The sequence below is a fragment of the Psychromonas hadalis ATCC BAA-638 genome, assembly GCF_000420245.1.
Taxonomy (GTDB): Bacteria; Pseudomonadota; Gammaproteobacteria; order Enterobacterales; family Psychromonadaceae; genus Psychromonas; species Psychromonas hadalis.
The window spans coordinates 1-21396 of the sequence record NZ_ATUO01000060.1 but is presented as its reverse complement, the minus strand read 5'-3'; the positions used below and the strand labels follow the sequence as shown (position 1 = coordinate 21396).

Below are 21396 nucleotides of genomic sequence, written 5' to 3'. Positions count from 1 at the left end.
GCGCTGTGGCACCACCTGATCCCTTTCCGAACTCAGCAGTGAAACGCAGTTGCGCCGATGGTAGTGTGGGGTCTCCCCATGTGAGAGTAGGTCATTGTCAGATACCCTTTTGCTGATATGGCTCAGTTGGTAGAGCGCACCCTTGGTAAGGGTGAGGTCGGCGGTTCGAATCCGCCTATCAGCACCATTACTTCTTATTAAACTCCTCTTTTTTTCTTATCTGTTTATTACAGATGATTTCTTTGATAGCATCAGTTAATTGGTTTATTAATTAACGAGATTCTTCATCAATGAACAAAAAAATAATTCGTATTGCAACACGTCATAGTCCATTGGCTATGTGGCAAGCTAACTTTGTAAAGGCTGAGCTTTTAAAATTTCATCCTGACTTAGCGGTTGAGTTGTTACCAATGAAAACCAAAGGCGATAAAATTCTTGATACGCCACTTGCCAAAGTCGGTGGTAAAGGTTTATTTGTTAAGGAGCTTGAAGTGGCAATGCTGGAAGGTCGCGCTGATATTGCAGTGCACTCTATGAAAGATGTACCTGTTGATTTTCCTGAAGGCTTGGGTTTGACGGTTATCTGTGAACGCGAAGATCCGCGTGATGCGTTTGTTTCTAATAATTTCTCTACTATTGAACAGTTACCACAAGGTGCTGTTGTGGGAACATCAAGCCTGCGTCGTCAATGTCAACTTCGTGAATTACGTCCCGATTTAATCATTAAAGATCTACGTGGCAATGTGAATACGCGTTTAGGTAAATTAGATAATGGTGAATACGATGCCATTATTTTAGCTGCTGCTGGGCTGATTCGTCTTGAGATGCAAGCGCGTATTGCCAGTTACATCGAGCCAGAAGTGAGCCTTCCTGCTGTAGGCCAAGGCGCTGTAGGTATTGAGTGTCGTTTAGATGATGAGCAAACGATTGCGCTGTTAAAACCACTTGAGCATGCACAAACACGTATTCGTGTAACCGCTGAGCGTGCTATGAACCTTGCGCTACAAGGTGGTTGCCAAGTGCCGATTGGTAGTTATTCTATTATTAAGGGTGATGAGTTATTTTTACGTGGTCTTGTTGGCAGTGTTGATGGCAAGCAAATTATTCGTAAAGAGATAACAGGTAAGCCAGAAGAGGCGCAGCAGATGGGGCTTGCACTGGCACAGCAATTATTAGACTGTGGTGCAAAAGAGATCCTTGCTGAAGTTTATAAAAATAATGGTTAAACCTCGTTTATTGGTCACTCGTTTTGCACCTCATGCACAACAAGTGGCTGAAAAGCTTAACGAGCAGGGTATTTTTTCTATTGCTCAACCCCTGCTTAAAATTGAAGAGGTAGAACACCCTGTCTCTATTTTTCATAAGCCTTACGATATTGTTATTGCAATAAGCTGTAATGCCGTTGAGTACAGTGATAAACAGTGTAAAAACACGTGGCCTAACGCGCGCTATTTTGCTGTTGGTAAAGCAACGCAGTTACTACTTACAACTAAAATAGACCAATCGGTTTTTATTCCAGAGACAGATTTTAGTAGTGAAGGATTATTGGCTTTACCGATGTTGCAGCAATTAACAAATCAAACGGTTTTGATTTTGCGTGGTGTTGGCGGGCGAGAGTTTTTAAGAGATCAGCTTATTTTACGCGGCGCGAGTGTTGATTATTATGAATCTTATCAGCGTGTTGCTATTAAGTTATCAAGATCAACGACTGCACATAAATGGCAACAACAAGCGATTAATGGTGCTATTATCAGCAGTATTGAGTTGCTTGAACAACTGATAAAAATCACTGCATATGAAGATCAACGCTGGTTAAAATCACTGACACTGTTTGCTTCTAGTGAGCGAATATTGGAATACGCGACAAATTTAGGCTTTCAAAAAACAGTTTTATTAGCAAGCATATCCAACCAAGAATTGATTAATTATTTTACTGATGAGGGTAGTTATGACCGCGACTGAAAATAGGGTAGAGCATCAAGATTTGCCTGCGATTAACAAACAAAAAACAACTAAGTTACGAAAACTTGCTCTTTTTAGTGGTTTATTCGCACTGATATTAATTGTTGGTTGTGCCGTTTTAGCTTTTACTTTTTATAAAGAAAACCAAGCGTTATTTACTTCTCAGCAACAGCAGTTAAATTTATTAAGTCAGAAATTAACAGTTCAGTCATCTAAGCAAGATGCACAGCTACGTCAATCTATTAAAATAAAAACGACGTTAGAAGCACAAATTGAGCAAGTAACATTACAACTCCAACAAACCAAGAACGATAACAAGATAGCCAAAACAGATATCCAATCACTACAACGGCGCTTTTCGGAAACTAATATTCGCCATCCTAATGATTGGATCTTATCGGAAGTTGAGTATCTTATCGCCTTAGCAAGTAGAAAAATTTGGTTGGAGAAAGATATTAAAACAGCTATATCACTGCTAGTTGCTGCTGACCAACGTATTGTTGAGTTAAACGATGCAAGCTTAAGTCCATTGCGTAGCGCATTGCTTGAAGATATTAACAGTTTAGAAACGTTGCCTAAGCGTGATCCTGACGGGGTCATTTTAGTACTTTCAAGTTTAGAGCGCCGTGTGAATAAGTTGCAATCTACCCATTTATTAATACCCGATGCTGATAAAAATAGTGGCACAGAAGTCTCAACGGATATTAATGACTGGGATAGTAATCTTGTTAAATCGTGGGATGCTTTTATTGATAGCTTTATCACCGTGAATAGACGTGAAAACAAAATAGAAGCGTTACTTTCACCTGAGCAGAGTTGGTATTTACAGGAGCACCTACGTTATAATTTAGCAAAAGCAGGTTTTGCCATCTATCGTGAACAGCAAGTTGTGTATGATATTGCGTTGGAAAATACGCTTAACTTGTTGAAAACGTATTATGATTTGAATAATGATAATACCGGTCATTTTTATAAAGCGGTACAACGATTAAGTAAACGTAAAATATCTATTAAATATCCAGATCAGTTGAAAAGTACACCACTATTAGAGAGTGTAATAGAGCAACGTCTGAAAAAATCACTTGCTAGTTCAAATCTAAAATAGGGGAACAATTATGATTAGAATGATTCTGATTATCTCAGCCCTTATTGCAGGGTTAATTTTAGGACCTGAAATCAGTGGCAATAAGGGTTACATCCTTGTCTCTTTTGATAGTTATACTACTTATGAAACCACTATTATCAATGCGGGTTTTATTGCTCTCATTTTCTACTTTTTACTGTTATTTGCTGAATGGATTTTACGTCGCTTATTGTCGATGAGCACCGTTACCCGTGGCTGGTTTGGTCAGAGAAAAACTAAAAAAGCACAAAAAAACAGTTTGTTGGGTATGTGGGCGCTGTTTGAGGGTAAGCATAAACAAGCACATAAACTGCTTTCGCAATCAGCGCAACGTAGCGAATCACCTGCGTTGACCTATATTGCAGCTGCAAAAGCGGCGCATCAGCAAGGGTTATATGATCTGCGTGATGATCATTTACAACTTGCTTGTGAGAGTCAAAAAGGGGCACAACTTGCGGTTGGCTTAGTCTGGGTGGAGTTACAACTTGAGGCTAAGCAGTATGAAAATGCACTTGCTACACTGCGTGAGTTAGAGGTTAAATTCCCTAAAAACAAACGTATTGCGACACTTTATTTAGGTATTTACCCTGCGCTTAATGAATGGTCAAAATATATTAAGGTGTTGAATGAACAACGTAAAACTTTAGTTTATAACGAATTAGAGTTTGCGGCTGTGGAGCTAAATGGTTATCAGCATCTTTTTAAGCAATTAGCGACAGAAAGTGCAGAATCGTTAAAACTATTTTGGGATAAAAAAGCGCCCCGTTGGATGCGTAAAGAGCTTAGTTATCAAAAGGCGGTGCTGGATGCTTATATCGAATTTGATCATGGACAATATGCGCAAGCTTTGCTCATTGAAAAACTCAACAAACAGTTTTCATTACCGCTATTAACTTATTTAGATAAAGTGGTGGTTAGCGATCACTATCCACTGATTTTACTATTAGAAAAAAAGCTCAGTAAAAACAAAAATATTGGTTTGATTAATCAAGTATTAGCGAAGTTAAAACTAAAAGAGAATAACGAAGTTGCCGCCATTAAACATCTTGAAATTAGTGTGCAGACAGAGCCGAACATAAATGATTATGCGTTGCTTGCTGAGCTACTGGAAAAACAAGATCGTTCTCAAGAAGCCACCCTTTATTATCGACAAGGATTACTTTTGGCAACCGCCACCTCAATGGCTGTCACAAAACGGTAACAGTAAAAGGATAACATCAACTAGCAGGGGTCTCCCTGCTTTTTTATATAGGTCATCTCATGTCAATGCACCCCTTATTTACACTTTCGGTACAAAATAGCCAAGCCAAAATAATATTAACACCTTGCCCAGGCACTAAAGATGCAGGTCTAAACTACTCATTAAATGAGATTAAAGCAGCAGGTGCAGAAGCCATTTTAACGTTTATGACCCAAGCTGAACTAGATAAAAATGAACTGTCTGATATTGGAGAGTCAATTAAACAGAAAGGGATGTCATGGTTTCACCTTCCTATTGTGGATGATGAAGCTCCCCAAACCCCATTTTTAGAAGCATGGAAAACAGCTGGCCCAGCAATACATCGGTTACTTGACCAGGGCAAGAGTATTGCTGTTCATTGTAAAGGGGGATCTGGTCGTACAGGGCTTATTTCTGCACAAATATTACTTGAGCGTGGTGAAGCGATTGAACCGTTAATGAAGTCTATTCAGACTTTACGCCCGAATGCGTTTATTCATGCTTGCCATCGAGATTACTTAACGGTATTAAATGAACAATTAAAACAGAAGGATTTGTAATGAGTATTAAAGTGGGTATAAATGGTTTTGGTCGTATTGGGCGTTTAGTTTTACGTGTCGCCTATGATTGGCCTGAGATTGAATTTGTATTAATTAATGATAATGCGGGTGATGCTGCAACATTAGCGCACCTGTTAGAATTTGATTCTATTCAGGGACGTTGGTTTCACCAAGTTGATAGTGTTGATCAACAGATAATGATTGGTGATCACAACATAAAATGCGCACAAGAGAGTGAAATTGGCAAAGTAGACTGGTCTGTCTGTGATGTGGTGATTGAAGCAACGGGTGTGAACCGTGACGTAACTTTGTTACAAACTTATTTAGATCAGGGCGTTAAACGTGTTGTGGTTTCTGCGCCTGTTAAAGCGGAGGGCATTGCTAATATTGTCGTGGGTGTGAACGATGATATTTTCCAACCTGAATTACATAAAATCGTGACGGCTGCTTCTTGTACGACTAACTGCCTTGCGCCTGTGATCAAAGTGATCAATGAAAAAATAGGTATTGAGCAAGTTGCTTTTACCACTATTCATAATTTAACTAATACCCAGACTATCTTAGATGCACCGCACAAAGACCTGCGCCGAGCGCGTGCGTGTGGTATGAGCCTGATTCCAACTACAACAGGTTCTGCAAAAGCGATTGTAGAAATATTCCCTGAATTGGCAGGGAAAATAGATGGTCATGCAGTACGTGTCCCACTTGCGAATGCTTCTCTAACTGACATCATCTTTAATCTAAAACAAGACACAACGGCTGAACAAGTTAATAAACACCTTAAAGAGGCTTCGGAAAATGAACTTAAAGGTATTTTGGGTTTTGAAGAAAAACCTTTAGTTTCAATTGATTATCGTGGTGATCAACGTTCAACGATTATTGATGCATTATCGACGATGATGGTCGGCAAGCGTATGTTAAAAATATACGCTTGGTACGATAATGAGATGGGTTATGCAACGCGTACCGCTGAATTGATGAGAACAGTCGGTCTAGTCGATAAATAAAATGTTTAAAAACCTCTCCAGTGAACTCAAACAATACCTTGTTATAATAGGCAACTACTGGGCATTTACCTTAACAGATGGTGCGCTACGTATGTTGGTGGTGCTCTATTTTCATCAACTTGGTTATGATGCACTGCAAGTTGCTTTTCTATTTCTCTTTTACGAGTTTTTTGGTGTTGTTACCAACCTATTTGGGGGATGGTTGGGGGCAAGATTCGGACTTAATCGTACTATGAATGTTGGCCTGTTTATGCAGGTGATAGCACTGCTAATGTTAACGTTACCTAATGACGATTTAACGATACTTTGGGTGATGTTTGCACAGGCATTGTCTGGAATCGCAAAAGATCTCAATAAGATGAGTGCCAAAAGTGCCATTAAACTATTTGTGCAGGATGATAATCAAGGTCAGTTATACAAATGGGTGGCGATATTAACGGGATCTAAAAACACCCTTAAAGGGTTTGGTTTCTTCTTGGGTGGCTTGTTGTTAACCCTGATTGGTTTCCAGTCGGCGATGTTATTAATGGCAAGCTTATTATTGATAGTATTTGTTGCGAGTTTAATGTTGTTAAAAACGGATCTGGGCAGGGTAAAGCGTAAAGTTAAATTCAAAGAGCTGTTTTCAAAAAGTGTCGCGATCAATCGCCTTTCTGCTGCCCGTCTGTTTCTGTTTGCCTCTCGTGATGTGTGGTTTGTGGTTGCTTTACCTGTTTATTTCAGTGAAACCTATGGTTGGAGTGCTTGGTCGATTGGCACATTAATCGCGGTGTGGATCATCGTTTACGGTGGTATTCAATCGATCACTCCCTATTTAACGAAAGGTCATGCACCTGATGGAAAAAGTGCCACTTTGTGGGCGTCGGCACTCATATTAACACCCATACTGGTCTTAGTAAGTTTGCCCATTTCATCTTGGTTAGTCATCATTTGTTTGTTTATATTTGGCGGATTGTTTGCCATTAATTCCTCATTGCATAGTTACCTAATCGTGAGTTATGCACGACGCGATGGCGTCTCGTTGGATATTGGTTTCTATTATATGGCAAATGCAATGGGTAGACTGATCGGTACACTACTTTCTGGTTGGTTGTTTGTGAATCTTGGTTTTACTGCTTGTTTAATTGTTTCTTGTCTGTTTATTTTGTGCGCCACCCTTATTTCGCGACGCTTACCCACAAATATTTAACTGCTAGATTGGGTTAGTTGTTTTAATAAGCTATCTGACAGTTGTGCATATTCAAATTGAAATCCTGCATCGAGTAGTTTTTGGGGTTGTACATTGGTACTGCTTAATAACAGTGCTTCTCCCATCTCGCCAAAAAGTAGCTTTACCATAAAACTGGGTAGCGGAAAAAGACAGGGGCGCGACAGCTGCTTGCTTAATGCCTTGCTGAATACTTGATTGGTGACTGGGTTGGGGGATACAAGGTTTATTGCCCCCGTTAATGGTGACTGATTAATAATGAACAGAATAGCGTGGCACAGATCATTAATATCTATCCAACTCATAATCTGTTTGCCTGAGGCTATTTTTCCACCTAAACCAAACTTAAAAGCAGGTAGCATTTTTGCTAATGCGCCTCCTTGTTTGCTTAATACAATACCTGTGCGTAGTTTTATTAAACGTGTTTTGGATGATTGTATTGGCTCACAACTTTTTTCCCATTGCTTGGCTAATTCAGAAACAAACTCATCACCGGCAACGCTCTCCTCATCAACAACGGTTTCACCACTGTTGCCATAAAAACCGATCGCTGAGGCATTAATAAACAGTTTCGGTGGATTATTTTTAAAATAATTCACTAAGTGTTTTGTGGTTGTTATTCGGCTATCGATCAGTTGTCTTTTCTTTTTTTCCGTCCAACGGCCATTAGCGATATTTTCACCCGCTAAGTTAATAATAATATCAGGGTGTGAAAAGCTGTTTAGATGAAAACAGAGTGGGTCAATATTCCAGTAGGGGTGGTTATCCTGTTTATAACGTAATAAGCGTCCCACTTCAAAGCCTTGTGCCTGCAGGTAGGGCACTAACGCTGTGCCAATTAAGCCACTTGAACCAATCATTAATATTTTCATTTTATTTTCGACCTCTAAAAGCAAGTTTAGGTTAAAATGGTTTTTATCTCTAACTGATTACAGGTTACACCTTTCATGCTACTGATGATCGACAATTACGACTCTTTTACTTATAACTTAGTGCAATATTTTTCTGAGCTAAAACAGCAGGTTATTGTAAAAAGAAATGATCAGATTAGCTTAAAAGAGATCAGTGATATGCGACCTGATCATCTGGTTATTTCTCCTGGCCCTTGTTCGCCAAATGAGGCGGGCATCTCTTTAAATGCGATTGAGCGTTTTTCAGGTGAAATTCCTCTGCTGGGTGTTTGTTTAGGGCATCAGGCCATCGCGCAGGTTTTCGGCGCTAATATTGTGCGTGCCAAACAGGTGATGCATGGTAAAAATTCATTAATTAGTCATGATGGAAAAGGGGTCTTTACAGGGCTAAATAATCCGCTTGATATTACTCGTTATCATAGTTTAGTGGTGCAACCTGACACATTGCCAAGTTGTTTTGAACTCTCTGCAACGGTGTTGGACAGTCATGAAATCATGGCTATTCGTCATAAAACCTTAGCGATTGAAGGAGTACAATTTCACCCTGAAAGTATTATGTCTGAGCAGGGATTACAACTGCTCCTAAATTTTATCGAACAAGCGTAATGGACTCTATCTCCATCACCTGTTAATTTAGCAATTCACATATTTAAAAAGGATTATCTTATGTCAAACACTCAAATCACCCGTCCGCTTTTTGATCAACTAATGGTGCCAAACTATGCGCCACTAAACATGATCCCTGTACGTGGTGAAGGCTCACGAGTGTGGGATCAACAAGATAACGAATATTTAGATCTTACGGGTGGTATTGCAGTTAATGCGCTGGGTCATGCGCACCCTGAATTAGTCAAAACCTTAATAGAGCAAGCTCAGAAGTTATGGCATGTGAGCAATATTTATACCAATGAACCCGCGCTACAATTAGCGCAAAAGTTGGTTGATAATACCTTTGCTGAGAAGGTGTTTTTTGCTAATTCGGGCGCTGAAGCGAATGAAGCTGCGCTGAAACTCGCGCGTCGTTACGCACAAGATAATTTTAATAAAGATAAAACAGAAATTATCGCTTTTCATCAAGGTTTTCATGGGCGTACCTTTTTTACTGTCACCGCGGGTGGACAGAAAAGTTATTCTGATGGTTTTGGACCCAAGCCTGCTGATATTACTCATCTTGAATATAATGATCTTAGTGCGCTTGAAGCCGCTATTTCTGATAAAACCTGTGCGGTTATTTTAGAGCCGCTACAAGGCGAAGGGGGGGTATTACCTATTTGTCATCAGTTTGCGATTGCGGTACGTGTTTTGTGTAACAAACACAATGCCTTAATGATTTTTGATGAAGTACAAACAGGTATGGGTCGTACGGGTTCTCTTTTTGCTTATATGGGCTTAGATGTCACGCCTGATATTGTTACCTCAGCAAAAGCGTTAGGTGGAGGTTTTCCTATCTCGGTAATGTTAACCACGACTAAACTCGCGGCTTGTTTAACGGTAGGGACACATGGCACCACCTTTGGTGGTAATCCGCTAGCATGTGCGGTGGCGAGTAAAGTGTTCGATCTAATTAATACTCCTGAAATGTTAGCGGGCGTGAAGCAAAAAGAGAAGCTGTTCCGCGAGTTGTTAGATGAGATAAACAGTGAATTTTCAATTTTTAAAGAGGTGCGTGGTGCTGGATTATTACTTGGGGTGGTACTTAATGAGCAGTATCAAGATCGTGCTAAAGATTTCTTTTTAGCAAGCGTTGAACAAGGGTTATTAGTCTTAGTTGCGGGTGCTAATGTGATCCGTTTTGCGCCTGCATTAAACATTAGTGATGATGAAATTAAACAAGCGATGGCTAAGTTTAAAAATGCGATTGAAGTCGTGGTGAAAGGGTAAGCATATTTTAGAGAATATGCGTATAATGCCCTGCATTGTTGCTATCGGCTACTGTTTAGCAACACAAAGAATTTTATAAAAAAACAGATATTGAACTGGGAGCTCTACGAATGAGACGCGAATTAGCAATTGAATTTTCTCGAGTAACAGAAGCCGCTGCATTAGCGGGTTTTAAATGGTTAGGCCGTGGTGATAAAAATACCGCAGATGCGGCTGCTGTTGAGGCGATGCGCCTTATCTTTAATCAAATTGATATTGATGGCGAAATCGTTATTGGTGAAGGTGAAATTGATGAAGCGCCAATGTTATACATTGGTGAGCATGTGGGTACACGTAAAGAAGGGTGTGATGCCGTTGATATTGCCGTTGATCCGATTGAAGGCACGCGTATGACAGCAATGGGGCAGTCAAATGCACTGGCTGTTTTAGCGGTCGGTGAAAAAGGCAGTTTTTTACGTGCGCCAGATATGTACATGGAAAAACTGATTGTTGGCCCGAATGCGAAAGATGCCATCGATTTAGAATTATCACTTGAACAAAATTTAAAATCGATTGCTTTTGCTTTGGGTAAGTCTCTTACCGAGTTAACGGTTGCAACATTGGCTAAACCTCGTCATGATCGTGTGATTAAAGAGATGCAAGGGTTAGGTTGTCGTGTTTTTGCGATTCCAGATGGTGATGTTGCTATCTCGGTGCTGGCTTGTATGCCTGATAATCAAATTGATGTGTTGTACTGTATTGGTGGTGCGCCAGAAGGTGTTATTTCGGCGGCGGTTGTTCGTGCGTTAGATGGTAATATGCAAGCGCGTTTGATTCCTCGTCCAATGGTCAAAGGGGCAACAGAAGAGAATATTAAGATTGGTGAAGAGGAGATCCGTCGTTGTGAAGCGCAGGGTATTGAAGTAAATAAGGTGTTGAAACTGGAAGACCTTGTTAAAAATGACAATATTATCTTTGCTGCAACCGGTATTACCATGGGTGACTTGGTGGAAGGTGTGACAGTTGACGGTCGCATGGCAACCACAGAAACACTGTTAGTACGTGGTAAATCTCGTACTGTACGTCGTATTCGTTCAATCCATTATCTTGATCGTAAAGATCCAAAGCTAAAAGAGATTATTCTTTAAGTTATATTTTTATCGGTTACAAAAAAAAGGCGCTTTAAGCGCCTTTTTTATATCTTGAATTTAACTCTCTATTTCTTTTCCCAAATGCCGGGCTCCATTTTTTTATCTAATTCAGGGAATTTAGTGCGATCAAAGGTCGGTACTTTACCCTCTTTGAGTTGATCGTTGTAATCTTTAGCAAGTTTCACTACTTCGTTAGAGAGCAGTAAAATGGCGACCAAGTTAACAATCGCCATTAATCCCATTGAGACATCGGCCAGTGCCCAGATTACATTGTTACTCTGTAGAGCGCCAAAAACGATCATACCTAATACAGCGATACGCAGGTATATTAAACCTCGCGTGTGTTTATGCATTAAGAAGATAAGGTTGGTTTCTGCGTAAGAGTAGTTGGCAATGATGGAAGTAAATGCAAAAAACAGCAGTGCGATAGCGACAAACTGCCCACCCCAATCACCTACCTGAGAATCAAGTGCACGTTGGGTTATCTCAATACCACCCATGCCTGAAAATGACTCTAAACCACCAGAAAGTAAAATAATAGAGGCCGTTGCCGTACAGATAACCATGGTATCGATAAACACACCTAACATCTGAACATAACCTTGTGATGCAGGATGAGCTGGGTAAGGAGAAGCGGTTGCAGCTGCATTTGCTGCGCTGCCCATACCGGCTTCATTGGAGAATAGACCACGCTGAATACCGGTCATTATCATTGCACCAAATGCACCACCTGCTGCTTCTTGCCAGCCAAATGCGGCATCAAGAATCATTTTGAAAATAGCGGGTAGTTCAGAAATGTTAGTTATCACCACAAATGCTGCCACGAGAAGATAAGCCGCTGCCATTGTTGGGACTATTTTCTCTGCGACTTTTGCAATGCCGCGGATACCAGTAAAGATAACTAATGCTGAGGCAATCACTAATACTATGGTGATCGTTATTTTATCAAACTGAAAAGATTCATGTAGCGCAGCAGTAATGGAGTTTGCTTGTACGGCATTAAAGACCAAGCCAAAAGCGATAATTAAGAAGATAGCAAACAAGCTACCCATCCAACGCGCATTTAAGCCTCGCTCCATATAATAAGCGGGACCACCACGAAAGTTACCATCTTCATCATGTACTTTATAAGCTTGTGCAAGGGTACTTTCTGCAAAGCTGGTTGCCATGCCTAAAATAGCAATTAACCACATCCAAAAAATAGCGCCCGGGCCACCCACTGTGATTGCAATCGCTACGCCGGCAAGGTTACCCGTGCCAACACGTGCGGCAAGGCTGGTGGAAAGTGCTTGAAATGAAGAGATCCCTTCACTGTCTGATTTTCGACTACTGCGCATCACAGTAAAGGTGTGCAAGAAGTGGCGGAACTGAATAAAGCCTAAACGAACAGTGAAGTAGAGTCCGGTGCCGATGAGTAGGTAGACAAGTATCTGTCCCCATAAAATGCCATTAACTGAGTTAAAGAGTGATAACATAAATTTTCCTAATATGTACCAATTTATAAAGGCTGCTTATTTGTAGGCTTTATAAATGGGTATTAATTAATAAGAAAATAAGGTCTTAAATCCGTGTAATTTGTTATTTTCATAAAAGAGGGGCGAGATAATAGCATTTTTTGGCGTTTAAAGGTATTGGGTAAAAACAGGGCTATTTTTACTTGCGTAATTTCACATTAGAAACTTGATGGTTGGTGGATTTTTTTAATATTAGATTGGCACGATCACGTGTTGGACGAATGTTTTCTTGTAAATTAACGCCATTTATCTCATCCCATATTTTAGCCGCAATTTTAATTGCTTCACGCTCACTCATTTTAGAATAACTGTGAAAATAAGCGTTAGGATCAGTAAAAGCCCCCTCACGGAATTTAAGAAAGCGTTGGATATACCACTGTTTTAATAGGTCGGTATCGGCATCAACAAAAATAGAGAAATCGACAAAATCAGAAACAAAAACGCGATGTGGATGATCGGGGTAGTTGATTGCCGTTTGTAATACATTTAATCCTTCCAAAATAACAATATCAGGTTTTTCTACTTTTATTGTTTCATCGGGCAGAATATCGTAGGTTAAATGCGAATAGATCGGGGCAGACACGGACTCTTTACCTGATTTTATGGCCGCCACAAAATCAACTAATGCTTTAATATCAAAGCTTTCTGGAAAGCCTTTTTTATGCATTAAGTTACGTGCCACCAAATCTTGATTGGGGCGTAAAAAACCATCAGTGGTGACTAAGGCAACTTGAGGGTGTTCTGGCCAGCGTGAAAGCAACGCTTGCAAAATACGTGCGGTGGTGCTTTTTCCGACGGCGACACTGCCAGCAATACCAATAATATAAGGAACGTGTTCGTTATTACTGTTTAAAAATTTATCGCGCACAGTATGGCGATACTGTTGCGCCTCTACATAAAGATTTAATAAACGCGAAAGGGGCAGGTAGATATCTCTCACTTCATCGAGTGATAGTGATTCATTGATCCCTTGCAATTGTTGCAGATCTTGTTCCGACAATGTTAACGCCACGTTATCACGCAACTCAGACCATTGTTCTCGTTCAAACTGCATATACGCTGTATGGTTATTATTCTGTTTTATTGTCATTATCGTTGCTTTCTTGTTCGATGTAGACGGATTGGGCATGCCCTTGCGGATCGTCTGTGTAAATATGGTATTGAGCTGCAGGTTTAATTAATCCCTCAAAAAGGTTAACCAGTGCTTTTTGTGATTGTTCAATATCAACTTGGCTCTTTAAAAGTGCAAAAGCGGCATCAAAGTCACTTTCAACCCAAATACTGTAGTCATAAAGCGCTAAGTAAGCGTCTTGAAGTAGGTAAACACCTTCAATGAGAATAATATCAATATTTTCAAAATTATAATCGACTGTGCGTGGATTCATCACATCTGCAAGCGTGACCGAGGTTTTTACACTGCCAAAAAGTTTCAGTGGTAAAATAAGCTCTTCAACCATCTCATCTAATCGGTATGCATTAAGGTAATACTCTGCAGGGCTGTTCATGACATTAAAACGCACACGGTCACAAGCTTCCCAGTCATCGGTGTGGACAATCGCAACGGAGATCCCTTCTAGCTGCAATGCTTCTGCTACTTTTTCTGTTAATGCGCGTTTTCCACCACCTTCAATACCACTAATCGCAATAATCTTGGCTTTACTTGAGCCTTTTTGGGTGTGCAGGTCACGCAAGACGGATTTTATTTGCGCTGCATTATTAAATACGGTTTTCAAAGGTAGCTCTCCATTCATCCATGTTAATGCATTATAACCCTAAAAATTGATAGGTACAAAAAAGGTCACCTCGGTGACCTTTTTTGCCTCGCTTAATTAGACTAACCTTTTTTCTCGGTAAGGAAAACAACCAGTTCAATAAACTCGTCTGTACTTGTCACTGAGTTAGTAATCACTTGGTATTTACCATTTATAATCAGTGCAGGTACACCACGGATTTTAAACGTTTCAGTATTGCGTTTCATCTGTGATGCGAGTCCACTTGCAGGGAAACTGGCTATTGCACCTTGTGCTTCTGCATTTGAGATGCCCGCTTTTTCAAAGATTGCTAAAATACCCGCTTCACCATTAATAGGTTTACGTTGAGTATGAATTTGATCGAAAATGAGACTTGATACTTTATCTTCAACTTCTAATAGTTGTGCCGCTGCAAGTGCTTGTGTGAGCTGTGGACCCATCTCTTTACCTAAAAAGTTAACGTGATTTTTTCTGATTTTTACATCATCACCCAATTTCGCTTGTAACTGAACCATTAAAGGTTCAAATTTCATGCAGTGTGGGCAGAAAAACGAGAAAAACTCTAATACTTCAGGAGTTGAAGTTGCTGTTTGTTTAACCACTTCGTAGTGTTTTCCCTCTTTAAAATCAGTTGCTTGAACTGCGAGTGGTAGTAATATTAACCCAGCGAAAATCGCAAGAAACTTGTTCATTTTTGTACCCTTTTTATAGTTATACCATTTCCAGTAATTAACCGGTCATATTAATTATTAGGATGTGCTGCTTTAGTGGCGCCAATAGTAAAGGCGAGACTAAAGTCTCACGTCCCAAAAACGATCACATATTTATTGGAATTGATATTATTATTTAATAGTCAGGTTGCATTGAAAGTGGCGCTGCCTGCATATTGATGATCTGTTGAAGCAGTGATTGTAACAACTCCTTCCAGTATTGGTCACTGTTAAACCAAGGAAAGTTCAATGGGAAAGCGGGATCCGTCCATCTTTTGTTGATCCAGTTCACATAATGGATGATGCGCATGCTACGTAGAGGTTCAATGAGTTTTATTTGCGCAGTATCAAATTCAAACTCTTCCTCGTAACCTTCTAAAATGGTGGAGAGTTGTCGTTGTTTTTCACTTTTATCACCGTTTAATAACATCCAGATATCTTGTATTGCAGGACCCATTTTACAATCATCAAAATCGACTAAGTAGGGAGTATCTCGATCCATTAAAATATTGCTAGCATGGACATCACCATGCAAACGAATGGTTGTAAATGCATGCTTGTTAAATAACAGTGTGGTTTGTTTTTCGACCTCATCCATCACTGCAAATAGCGTTTCACGGATAAAAGAGGGTACTAATTTACTCTCTTTTAGCTGTTTAATGGGATCGGATAATAATGTTTTTATGTCTAAAAGTTCGCGTGACTGAAAGCTGTTTTGGCTACCGATACGGTGCAGTTTTCCGAGTGAAATTCCCACTTCATAGAGATGATCTAGGTTATCCATTTCTAAACTACGCGCAGATAAGCTTTTAAACAGGGCAAAATGATAACCTTGAAATTCAAACAGCGTTTTATGCTCAATCGAGACGGGTTCAGAGATTAAACAGCCTTGTGCTTTTAGCTCTAAACTAAAATGATGATCTTCAAGAAGTTGTGCTTCGCTCCAACGTTGTGGACGATAAAATTTCACCACATAACGGATTTTATTTTCATCAGTAAAGAGTGATACTCGATTTTCATAGGAGTTGAGTTGCATTAAGCCTGTTTCTGGGTAGACGCCAACACTGGCGAGTGCATCAAGCTGTAATTCAGGAGTAAGGGAAAGGTAACTAAAATTTGAATCTGACATGTAGCCTCTAAAAAGGAAGTTGTGTTGAAAAATAACGGTGAAGTTAACGCTTCACTTCCATAAGGAGATGAAGCGTTTAGCTGTTTTCTGATTATGAACCGGTAAAGAATGGGCTCTGTTGTTCTATCTCTTCGACTTCACCCGTGCTACTGGTGAGCTTGATAGTGATCATTACTTTTTTCTCTTTCATACCATAAGCATCAACGGCAATAGATATCGGTTGAGTGAGGATTTCGCCTGATTTTATCACTATCTGTTTCGGGCCTATGAGATATGCATCCTCTAAACCTGAAAATGACAGATTATAAGTTTGTGTTTCAATGGTCTTATTGAGAATTTTTAAGGTGTAAGTATTCTCAATAAGTCCTTCGCTATTTTCACGGTATAACACGGTGCGATCGCGTACTATCTCCATCTCTGCACTGCTTAAATTAATGATATTGGTGATAAGCATAGCAATCATGACTAACAGCATCAAACCATAACCGATAATTTTAGGGCGCATCACATGGGTCTCTTTTCCTGCTAATTTTTGTTCGGAGGTATAAGAGATAAGCCCTTTTTCATAACCCATTTTGACCATGGTTTCATCACAGGCATCGATACAAGCACCACAGTTAATACACTCATATTGCAAACCGTCACGAATATCGATTCCTGTAGGACAAACTTGAACACAAAGATCGCAATCAACACAGTCCCCTAAACCTAACGCTTTAGGGTCTGCTTTACGGCGACGCGGCCCACGTTGTTCACCACGCGTTGTATCGTAACCAACAATGTAAGTATCTTTATCAAACATGGTGGATTGGAAGCGGGCATAGGGACACATATGAGTACATACAATAGAGCGCATCCAGCCTGCATTTGCATAGGTGATGGTCGCAAAAAAGAGCACACTCATGGTGGTTGAAAAACCTGCACTGAAGGTGACAAAATCAAAATAGAGTTCATCAATAGGAACAAAATAGGAGCTAAAAGCAAGGCCTGTGAGCAGTGATACTATTACCCAACCTGTATGTTTGGCTGTTTTTCGCCAAACTTTATTGAAACTCCACGGCATTTGATCAAGGCGTTTGCGTTTATTGGCACGCCCCTCAAAGCGTTCCTCAAACCAGATAAAGATAAAGGTCCATACTGTTTGTGGGCAGGTATAACCACACCAAACACGACCCAGATAGGTGGTGATAAAAAACAGTGCAAAAGCAGCAATAATGAATACCCATGCAAGCAGGGTTAAATCTTGTGGGAACAGAGTCATATTAAAAATATGATACTGCTGTTTATCAATATCAAATAATACGGCTTGGTGACCATTCCAACGCATCATCGGTAATGCTAAAAAGAGAATAATAAGCCCCCAACCGATATAACGACGTAGTTTTTGATACACACCATAAACGGCACGCACATAGATTCGATTGCTGGGGTTGTAACGATCCACTGTGGATTGGGTAGATGTTTTAATCTCTTTGATTTTAATGCGCTCTGTCATTTTAGTGCACTCTGAAATGTCATAGGAGTTGGCAGTATAAATGTATGTTAGTTGAATCTAAAGTGATTATTGAAAGGCTGTGATCATGCCATGATGATGATCTCTTTTTATTTTTTGTCTTGAGGGTTGAGTGCGGGCCCTTGTTATACCATTTGTTGTTAACGATTCCGTTAAGCTGATGTTACACCAATCAGTTAATAGTGGAAATGGCTGTGGTGCTTCAAGGTGACTAAAAAAAAGAGAAAAATTGATGCTGGGTAGTAACTGTTGACTCACAAAAAGTGCGCGAGGTCTGCTGATGGCATCTGCAATACGATGGCGCTGTCCCCATGCGACAATATAATCGTTACAGGTAAAACTCCCCGTTTCTGGTTGAATAACAAATGCGCTATCCATTTTTATATCGTAATAGTAGTTGAGCATGGTGGCCTGAAATAACATTGCAACATCTTCAGCTTGATGTGAATAGGCGTAAAGATGATTTGCGCCCTCCTGTTGCATCAATATACCAAGATCTGATGCGTTATCTTGTTTTTGTTGCTCAGTAGCTTTCGCGCCTAAATAGAGCACTGCCGCATGTGCTGTTAATGTTGTATTACTGATCGGATAGCTTTGTTTTAGTTTTATATTAAGCCGTTGTGATGAAAAACGATTTATCTCTGACCATGTTTTATTTTCAATATTGAGAGAAGGCATTAGTGTTGATGGCATAAAGTCGTTTGCATGTGCTAGTTCATGAAATAGCAGACTTGCCATCGGTAGCAGAATATCATCAATACTGCGTTCTTCATTGCCAGTTAAAGAGTGGTATGAATAAGCGGATCGATTATCTTTAACAAAACGATGAAAAAAATCATATTTCAAGCCATTTGCAAATGCATCTCGATAATCAGGTGTTTGATTGATGGTACTTTTCTCTTCATTGGTTAACCATAATGTGGCGGGATCAAGGTAGATAGCGCCTGAGCCTGTCCAATAAAATGAAGGGCGGATATTGTTCGAGATAACCACCGCTGTGACTGATCCAAGTAGTATTAATATCTCGTTAGGAAGCAATGTTAATAAACTTTCAAAACGTTCTCCCATCCAATCATGTGAAACAACAACGCGTGACATTACTTCAGCTATTTTAGTATCAGGGTAGCTCATGGCAATAAAGGGGAGTTCTGCCACCGTACAGTTGTTGGTATAATTCACACAACTGGCAGGATAACGTAAAGGTGTTTCAAGTGTTTGCTCTGTGTAGCTATAAACATGGCTCAATTCAGTCGCATTGTTATTGGGGGATGAGGGTTCATTATCACAGCCGATGAGCAATAGTGAACTATAAAATAACAGTGTGAATTTATATGCCATATTTAACCCTTTTAAAGAAGCCCTCGTGCTTTTAACAGTGCGGTTTGGAAATCATCTTCACAATCTTTTTTAATACCTGGGATCATCTCACCTTTTTCGGTTTGATCCATTTTAAGGTGGTAGATAATGACTTCATCACTTAGCTTATCTAGTGGCTCTTCAAAACCAGACTCTTTGGATAGTAAGGTGAGTACTTCCATTAAGCTTAGCTCTTTATTTTTTAACCAGTAAGGTTTTAGTAACTCTAATACTTCATTTACACGATGACACTGCATGTTTTTCTCCTATTTTTAAAATTTTGTTTGATAAATTATGACGTAACTCGGTTAATACTTGTTTTGTTCTCGGTTTTAAACCACGCCACATAGCAAAACTTTCAGCGGCTTGTCCTACTAACATGCCTAAGCCGTCAATCACTAATCGTGCGCCAAGTTGCTTAGCCCACTTATTAAAAGCGGTCGGCTGAGCGCTGTACATCATGTCGTAAATTGCCGTTTCAGGACGTACTAATGCAGCGCTAATAGGGGGAACTTCACCACTTAGACTGGCAGATGTAGCGTTAATGATAAGATCAAATTCCCCCTCTAAGTTGGAAAATTCAATGGCGGAAATATTACCAAGGCCACTGAATATTCCGACCAGTGTTTCAGCTTTGCTAAAAGTACGGTTGGCGATAATAAGTTCTTTTGGGGATTCGGCTAACAGAGGGCCACACACACCACGCGTGGCACCACCTGCACCTAGTAGTAAAATACGTGCATCTTTGAGGTCAATATGATTGTTTTTAAGATCCAGTATCAACCCTGCGCCATCAGTATTATCACCAATAATGAGGCCGTCATCGGTGAGTTTTAGCGTATTTACCGCACCCGCTAAGGTTGCGCGATCTGTTAGTTGTTGTGCATATTGAAAAGCTTGCTCTTTAAAAGGCACGGTAATATTACAACCTTTTCCTGCACCCGCAAAAAAATGGTTTAATGATCCTTTAAAGTCGTCAATGGGTGCTTCTATTGCAGTATAAATAAGTTGTTGTGCTGTTTGATGTGCAAAAAGGGTATGAATAAAAGGGGACTTACTGTGTTTAATTGGATTACCAAAAACAGCGTACTGATCCATGAAAACTCCAAAAATTAGGCAATTTAAGTCTGCTAATTTAGCATGAATTATATATTTTCAATATAGAGTAAAATAAAAAAAACAGTTCAGCTAAAATAAAGCTGATTATTTTATTATCGTAACTGAAAAGGGTGAGTGCAAGAGATGAAGAAGCGCATTGAATTTCCACTGCTTGAGTTGATATTGATCATTATATTACTTTTTACGCTGGCTATTTTTGCTTTACCTAAAGTGATGGATGTTGGCAGCGAAGCGCGTATTAAAACGCTCAATGCAACAGCATTAAATTTAGGCTCAGTGAACCGCTTACTTTATAGTCGTGCAGTGATTAAAAATGTACAAAATAATGTGTTACAAAGTACCAATATATTAGGTAAAAAAGAGGCGGGAGCTTATTTGGTATATGGTGAGTTGCGGGCGCAACAGAACGACTTACAACTGTTTCTCGAGAGTACTTTATTTGAGTATTCAGAGGCTAAACCACAGGGGAGAATTCATTTATATTTAGGCAGTTATAAAAATGAGGCTTGCTATATCAACTATCAACAAGCACGTAAAATAATCACAGAAGATGGTCTAAATCATATTCAGAGAGCGCGTTACCGTATAAAAAGTACCGGCTGTTAATTTTCATTCAATCTGGCTGCTTTTTATTCATGCACTAAACTTGGTGAGTCGCTAATAAATCGAAATTAACATGAGACTAATATTACTGTTTTTACCCTGATATTTTCTTTTTTAATTCTCCCTTCCCAAGCGTGTATTTTAAAAATGGGCTATCGCACTACCGCAAGGTTACCTAATATCGAAGCTCAGCCGAGTAATAAAGGCGTTTATCAAGATCTGTACAAGAAGTTACCAAACGTATCGGTTGTACATTGGAGATTCATCGTTTACTTAAAAAGCGTATTTTACGCGATTTGGGAAGAGGTACCCTGGATTTTTATCCAGATTTATCTTTTCATGAAGAGCGCTCTTTATACCCGTTACCAATCAAAGTGCTTTATTCAGTCGTCAGCTCGGACACTAAGACAAGGCGCAGTATGATGACAATGGCTAGCCCTTATCGAATACTGCAACGCCGAATTAGTTTTCGAGCTGACGACCCACAAGGCAAATTTTGAAGCAAGCATCTTCGTTGTTAGAAAGCATCGATTGAACCAGTTAGACCTTCAATTTTCTGCCTAGAACCTGCTCACCTCACATCTTGCTGAATTTTGCACCTTGAATGATAACGGGTATATATATTTTTTTTTGCCAATGGCTTGCCCTCCGCAGATATTGGTTTAACACGTTGTCGTATTACTTGAAGTCAAATCTCCGTG

At 39.8% G+C, this 21396-nt stretch carries 21 protein-coding genes, 1 tRNA gene and 1 rRNA gene; 13 read left to right on the top strand and 10 right to left on the bottom strand.

Annotated features, from left to right (window positions below; genetic code table 11):
- From rrf to arsJ, 9 genes are all read left to right on the top strand, one after another.
- Positions 1-103 (top strand): 5S ribosomal RNA (gene rrf, locus G322_RS0109235); the annotation flags it as partial.
- An 8-nt stretch (positions 104-111) separates the two neighbouring features.
- Positions 112-187 (top strand) — tRNA-Thr (locus G322_RS0109230).
- A 103-nt stretch (positions 188-290) separates the two neighbouring features.
- Positions 291-1226 carry a hydroxymethylbilane synthase gene (gene hemC, locus G322_RS0109225; RefSeq protein ID WP_022941511.1) on the top strand — a complete coding sequence of 312 codons (936 nt, stop codon included), beginning with the start codon at positions 291-293 and terminating at the stop codon, positions 1224-1226.
- Positions 1198-1962 carry a uroporphyrinogen-III synthase gene (locus tag G322_RS0109220; protein WP_245542297.1) on the top strand — a complete coding sequence of 255 codons (765 nt, stop codon included), beginning with the start codon at positions 1198-1200 and terminating at the stop codon, positions 1960-1962. The genes hemC and G322_RS0109220 overlap by 29 nt, the downstream gene beginning before the upstream one ends.
- Positions 1949-3067, top strand: a complete 1119-nt coding sequence (locus tag G322_RS0109215) for a uroporphyrinogen-III C-methyltransferase (protein ID WP_022941509.1) — start codon at positions 1949-1951, stop codon at positions 3065-3067. The genes G322_RS0109220 and G322_RS0109215 overlap by 14 nt, the downstream gene beginning before the upstream one ends.
- Positions 3068-3077: 10 nt before the next feature.
- Entirely contained in the window at positions 3078-4286 is a 1209-nt protein-coding gene (locus tag G322_RS0109210) for a heme biosynthesis HemY N-terminal domain-containing protein (protein WP_022941508.1), read from the top strand.
- A 59-nt stretch (positions 4287-4345) separates the two neighbouring features.
- A complete protein-coding gene (locus tag G322_RS0109205) occupies positions 4346-4864 on the top strand; it encodes a cyclin-dependent kinase inhibitor 3 family protein (protein ID WP_022941507.1) in 519 nt (172 codons plus the stop codon).
- Complete coding sequence (locus G322_RS0109200) at positions 4864-5871, top strand: ArsJ-associated glyceraldehyde-3-phosphate dehydrogenase (RefSeq protein ID WP_022941506.1); 1008 nt, start codon at positions 4864-4866, stop codon at positions 5869-5871. Before G322_RS0109205 ends, G322_RS0109200 begins: the two co-directional genes overlap by 1 nt.
- A gap of 1 nt (position 5872) precedes the next feature.
- Positions 5873-7060, top strand: coding sequence for an organoarsenical effux MFS transporter ArsJ (gene arsJ, locus G322_RS0109195; protein ID WP_022941505.1), 1188 nt, complete (start codon positions 5873-5875; stop codon positions 7058-7060).
- Here the strand turns inward: arsJ and G322_RS0109190 are convergent.
- The gene (locus G322_RS0109190; RefSeq protein ID WP_022941504.1) at positions 7057-7950 is read right to left on the bottom strand and encodes a TIGR01777 family oxidoreductase; all 894 of its coding nucleotides are present in this window, start codon (positions 7948-7950) and stop codon (positions 7057-7059) included. The genes arsJ and G322_RS0109190 overlap by 4 nt on opposite strands.
- 75 nt (positions 7951-8025) lie before the next feature.
- On the opposite strand from G322_RS0109190, the gene G322_RS0109185 reads away from it, so the two are divergent.
- The 3 genes from G322_RS0109185 to glpX all read left to right on the top strand — a co-directional run bounded on the left by G322_RS0109185 (position 8026) and on the right by glpX (position 10997).
- Positions 8026-8595 carry an anthranilate synthase component II gene (locus G322_RS0109185; RefSeq protein ID WP_022941503.1) on the top strand — a complete coding sequence of 190 codons (570 nt, stop codon included), beginning with the start codon at positions 8026-8028 and terminating at the stop codon, positions 8593-8595.
- 60 nt (positions 8596-8655) lie between these two features.
- Positions 8656-9870, top strand: coding sequence for an aspartate aminotransferase family protein (locus G322_RS0109180; protein WP_022941502.1), 1215 nt, complete (start codon positions 8656-8658; stop codon positions 9868-9870).
- Positions 9871-9980: 110 nt separating this feature from the next.
- Positions 9981-10997 carry a class II fructose-bisphosphatase gene (glpX, locus tag G322_RS0109175; RefSeq protein WP_022941501.1) on the top strand — a complete coding sequence of 339 codons (1017 nt, stop codon included), beginning with the start codon at positions 9981-9983 and terminating at the stop codon, positions 10995-10997.
- A 68-nt stretch (positions 10998-11065) separates the two neighbouring features.
- Here the strand turns inward: glpX and G322_RS0109170 are convergent, their stop codons facing one another.
- The 9 genes from G322_RS0109170 to aroE all read right to left on the bottom strand — a co-directional run bounded on the left by G322_RS0109170 (position 11066) and on the right by aroE (position 20071).
- Positions 11066-12475 (bottom strand): alanine/glycine:cation symporter family protein, encoded by a 1410-nt coding sequence (locus G322_RS0109170; protein ID WP_022941500.1) that lies wholly within the window; start codon positions 12473-12475, stop codon positions 11066-11068.
- Between the two features lie 178 nt (positions 12476-12653).
- On the bottom strand, positions 12654-13604 hold the full coding sequence (coaA, locus tag G322_RS0109165) for a type I pantothenate kinase (RefSeq protein ID WP_022941499.1): 951 nt from the start codon (positions 13602-13604) through the stop codon (positions 12654-12656).
- The gene (locus tag G322_RS0109160) at positions 13585-14247 is read right to left on the bottom strand and encodes a uridine kinase family protein (protein WP_022941498.1); all 663 of its coding nucleotides are present in this window, start codon (positions 14245-14247) and stop codon (positions 13585-13587) included. Before G322_RS0109160 ends, coaA begins: the two co-directional genes overlap by 20 nt.
- A 101-nt stretch (positions 14248-14348) precedes the next feature.
- The gene (locus G322_RS0109155) at positions 14349-14957 is read right to left on the bottom strand and encodes a thiol:disulfide interchange protein DsbA/DsbL (protein ID WP_022941497.1); all 609 of its coding nucleotides are present in this window, start codon (positions 14955-14957) and stop codon (positions 14349-14351) included.
- Positions 14958-15111: 154 nt separating this feature from the next.
- Positions 15112-16104 carry a serine/threonine protein kinase gene (locus G322_RS0109150; protein ID WP_022941496.1) on the bottom strand — a complete coding sequence of 331 codons (993 nt, stop codon included), beginning with the start codon at positions 16102-16104 and terminating at the stop codon, positions 15112-15114.
- A 91-nt stretch (positions 16105-16195) separates the two neighbouring features.
- Complete coding sequence (gene ccoG / locus G322_RS0109145; RefSeq protein WP_022941495.1) at positions 16196-17599, bottom strand: cytochrome c oxidase accessory protein CcoG; 1404 nt, start codon at positions 17597-17599, stop codon at positions 16196-16198.
- Between the two features lie 66 nt (positions 17600-17665).
- Positions 17666-18955 carry a hypothetical protein gene (locus G322_RS20355; RefSeq protein ID WP_022941494.1) on the bottom strand — a complete coding sequence of 430 codons (1290 nt, stop codon included), beginning with the start codon at positions 18953-18955 and terminating at the stop codon, positions 17666-17668.
- A gap of 11 nt (positions 18956-18966) precedes the next feature.
- Positions 18967-19230, bottom strand: coding sequence for a YihD family protein (locus tag G322_RS0109135; protein ID WP_022941493.1), 264 nt, complete (start codon positions 19228-19230; stop codon positions 18967-18969).
- A complete protein-coding gene (gene aroE / locus G322_RS20350) occupies positions 19208-20071 on the bottom strand; it encodes a shikimate dehydrogenase (RefSeq protein ID WP_022941492.1) in 864 nt (287 codons plus the stop codon). The genes G322_RS0109135 and aroE overlap by 23 nt, the downstream gene beginning before the upstream one ends.
- Before the next feature lie 144 nt (positions 20072-20215).
- On the opposite strand from aroE, the gene G322_RS0109125 reads away from it, so the two are divergent.
- Complete coding sequence (locus G322_RS0109125; protein ID WP_022941491.1) at positions 20216-20698, top strand: hypothetical protein; 483 nt, start codon at positions 20216-20218, stop codon at positions 20696-20698.
- The last annotated feature ends 698 nt before the right edge of the window (positions 20699-21396 follow it).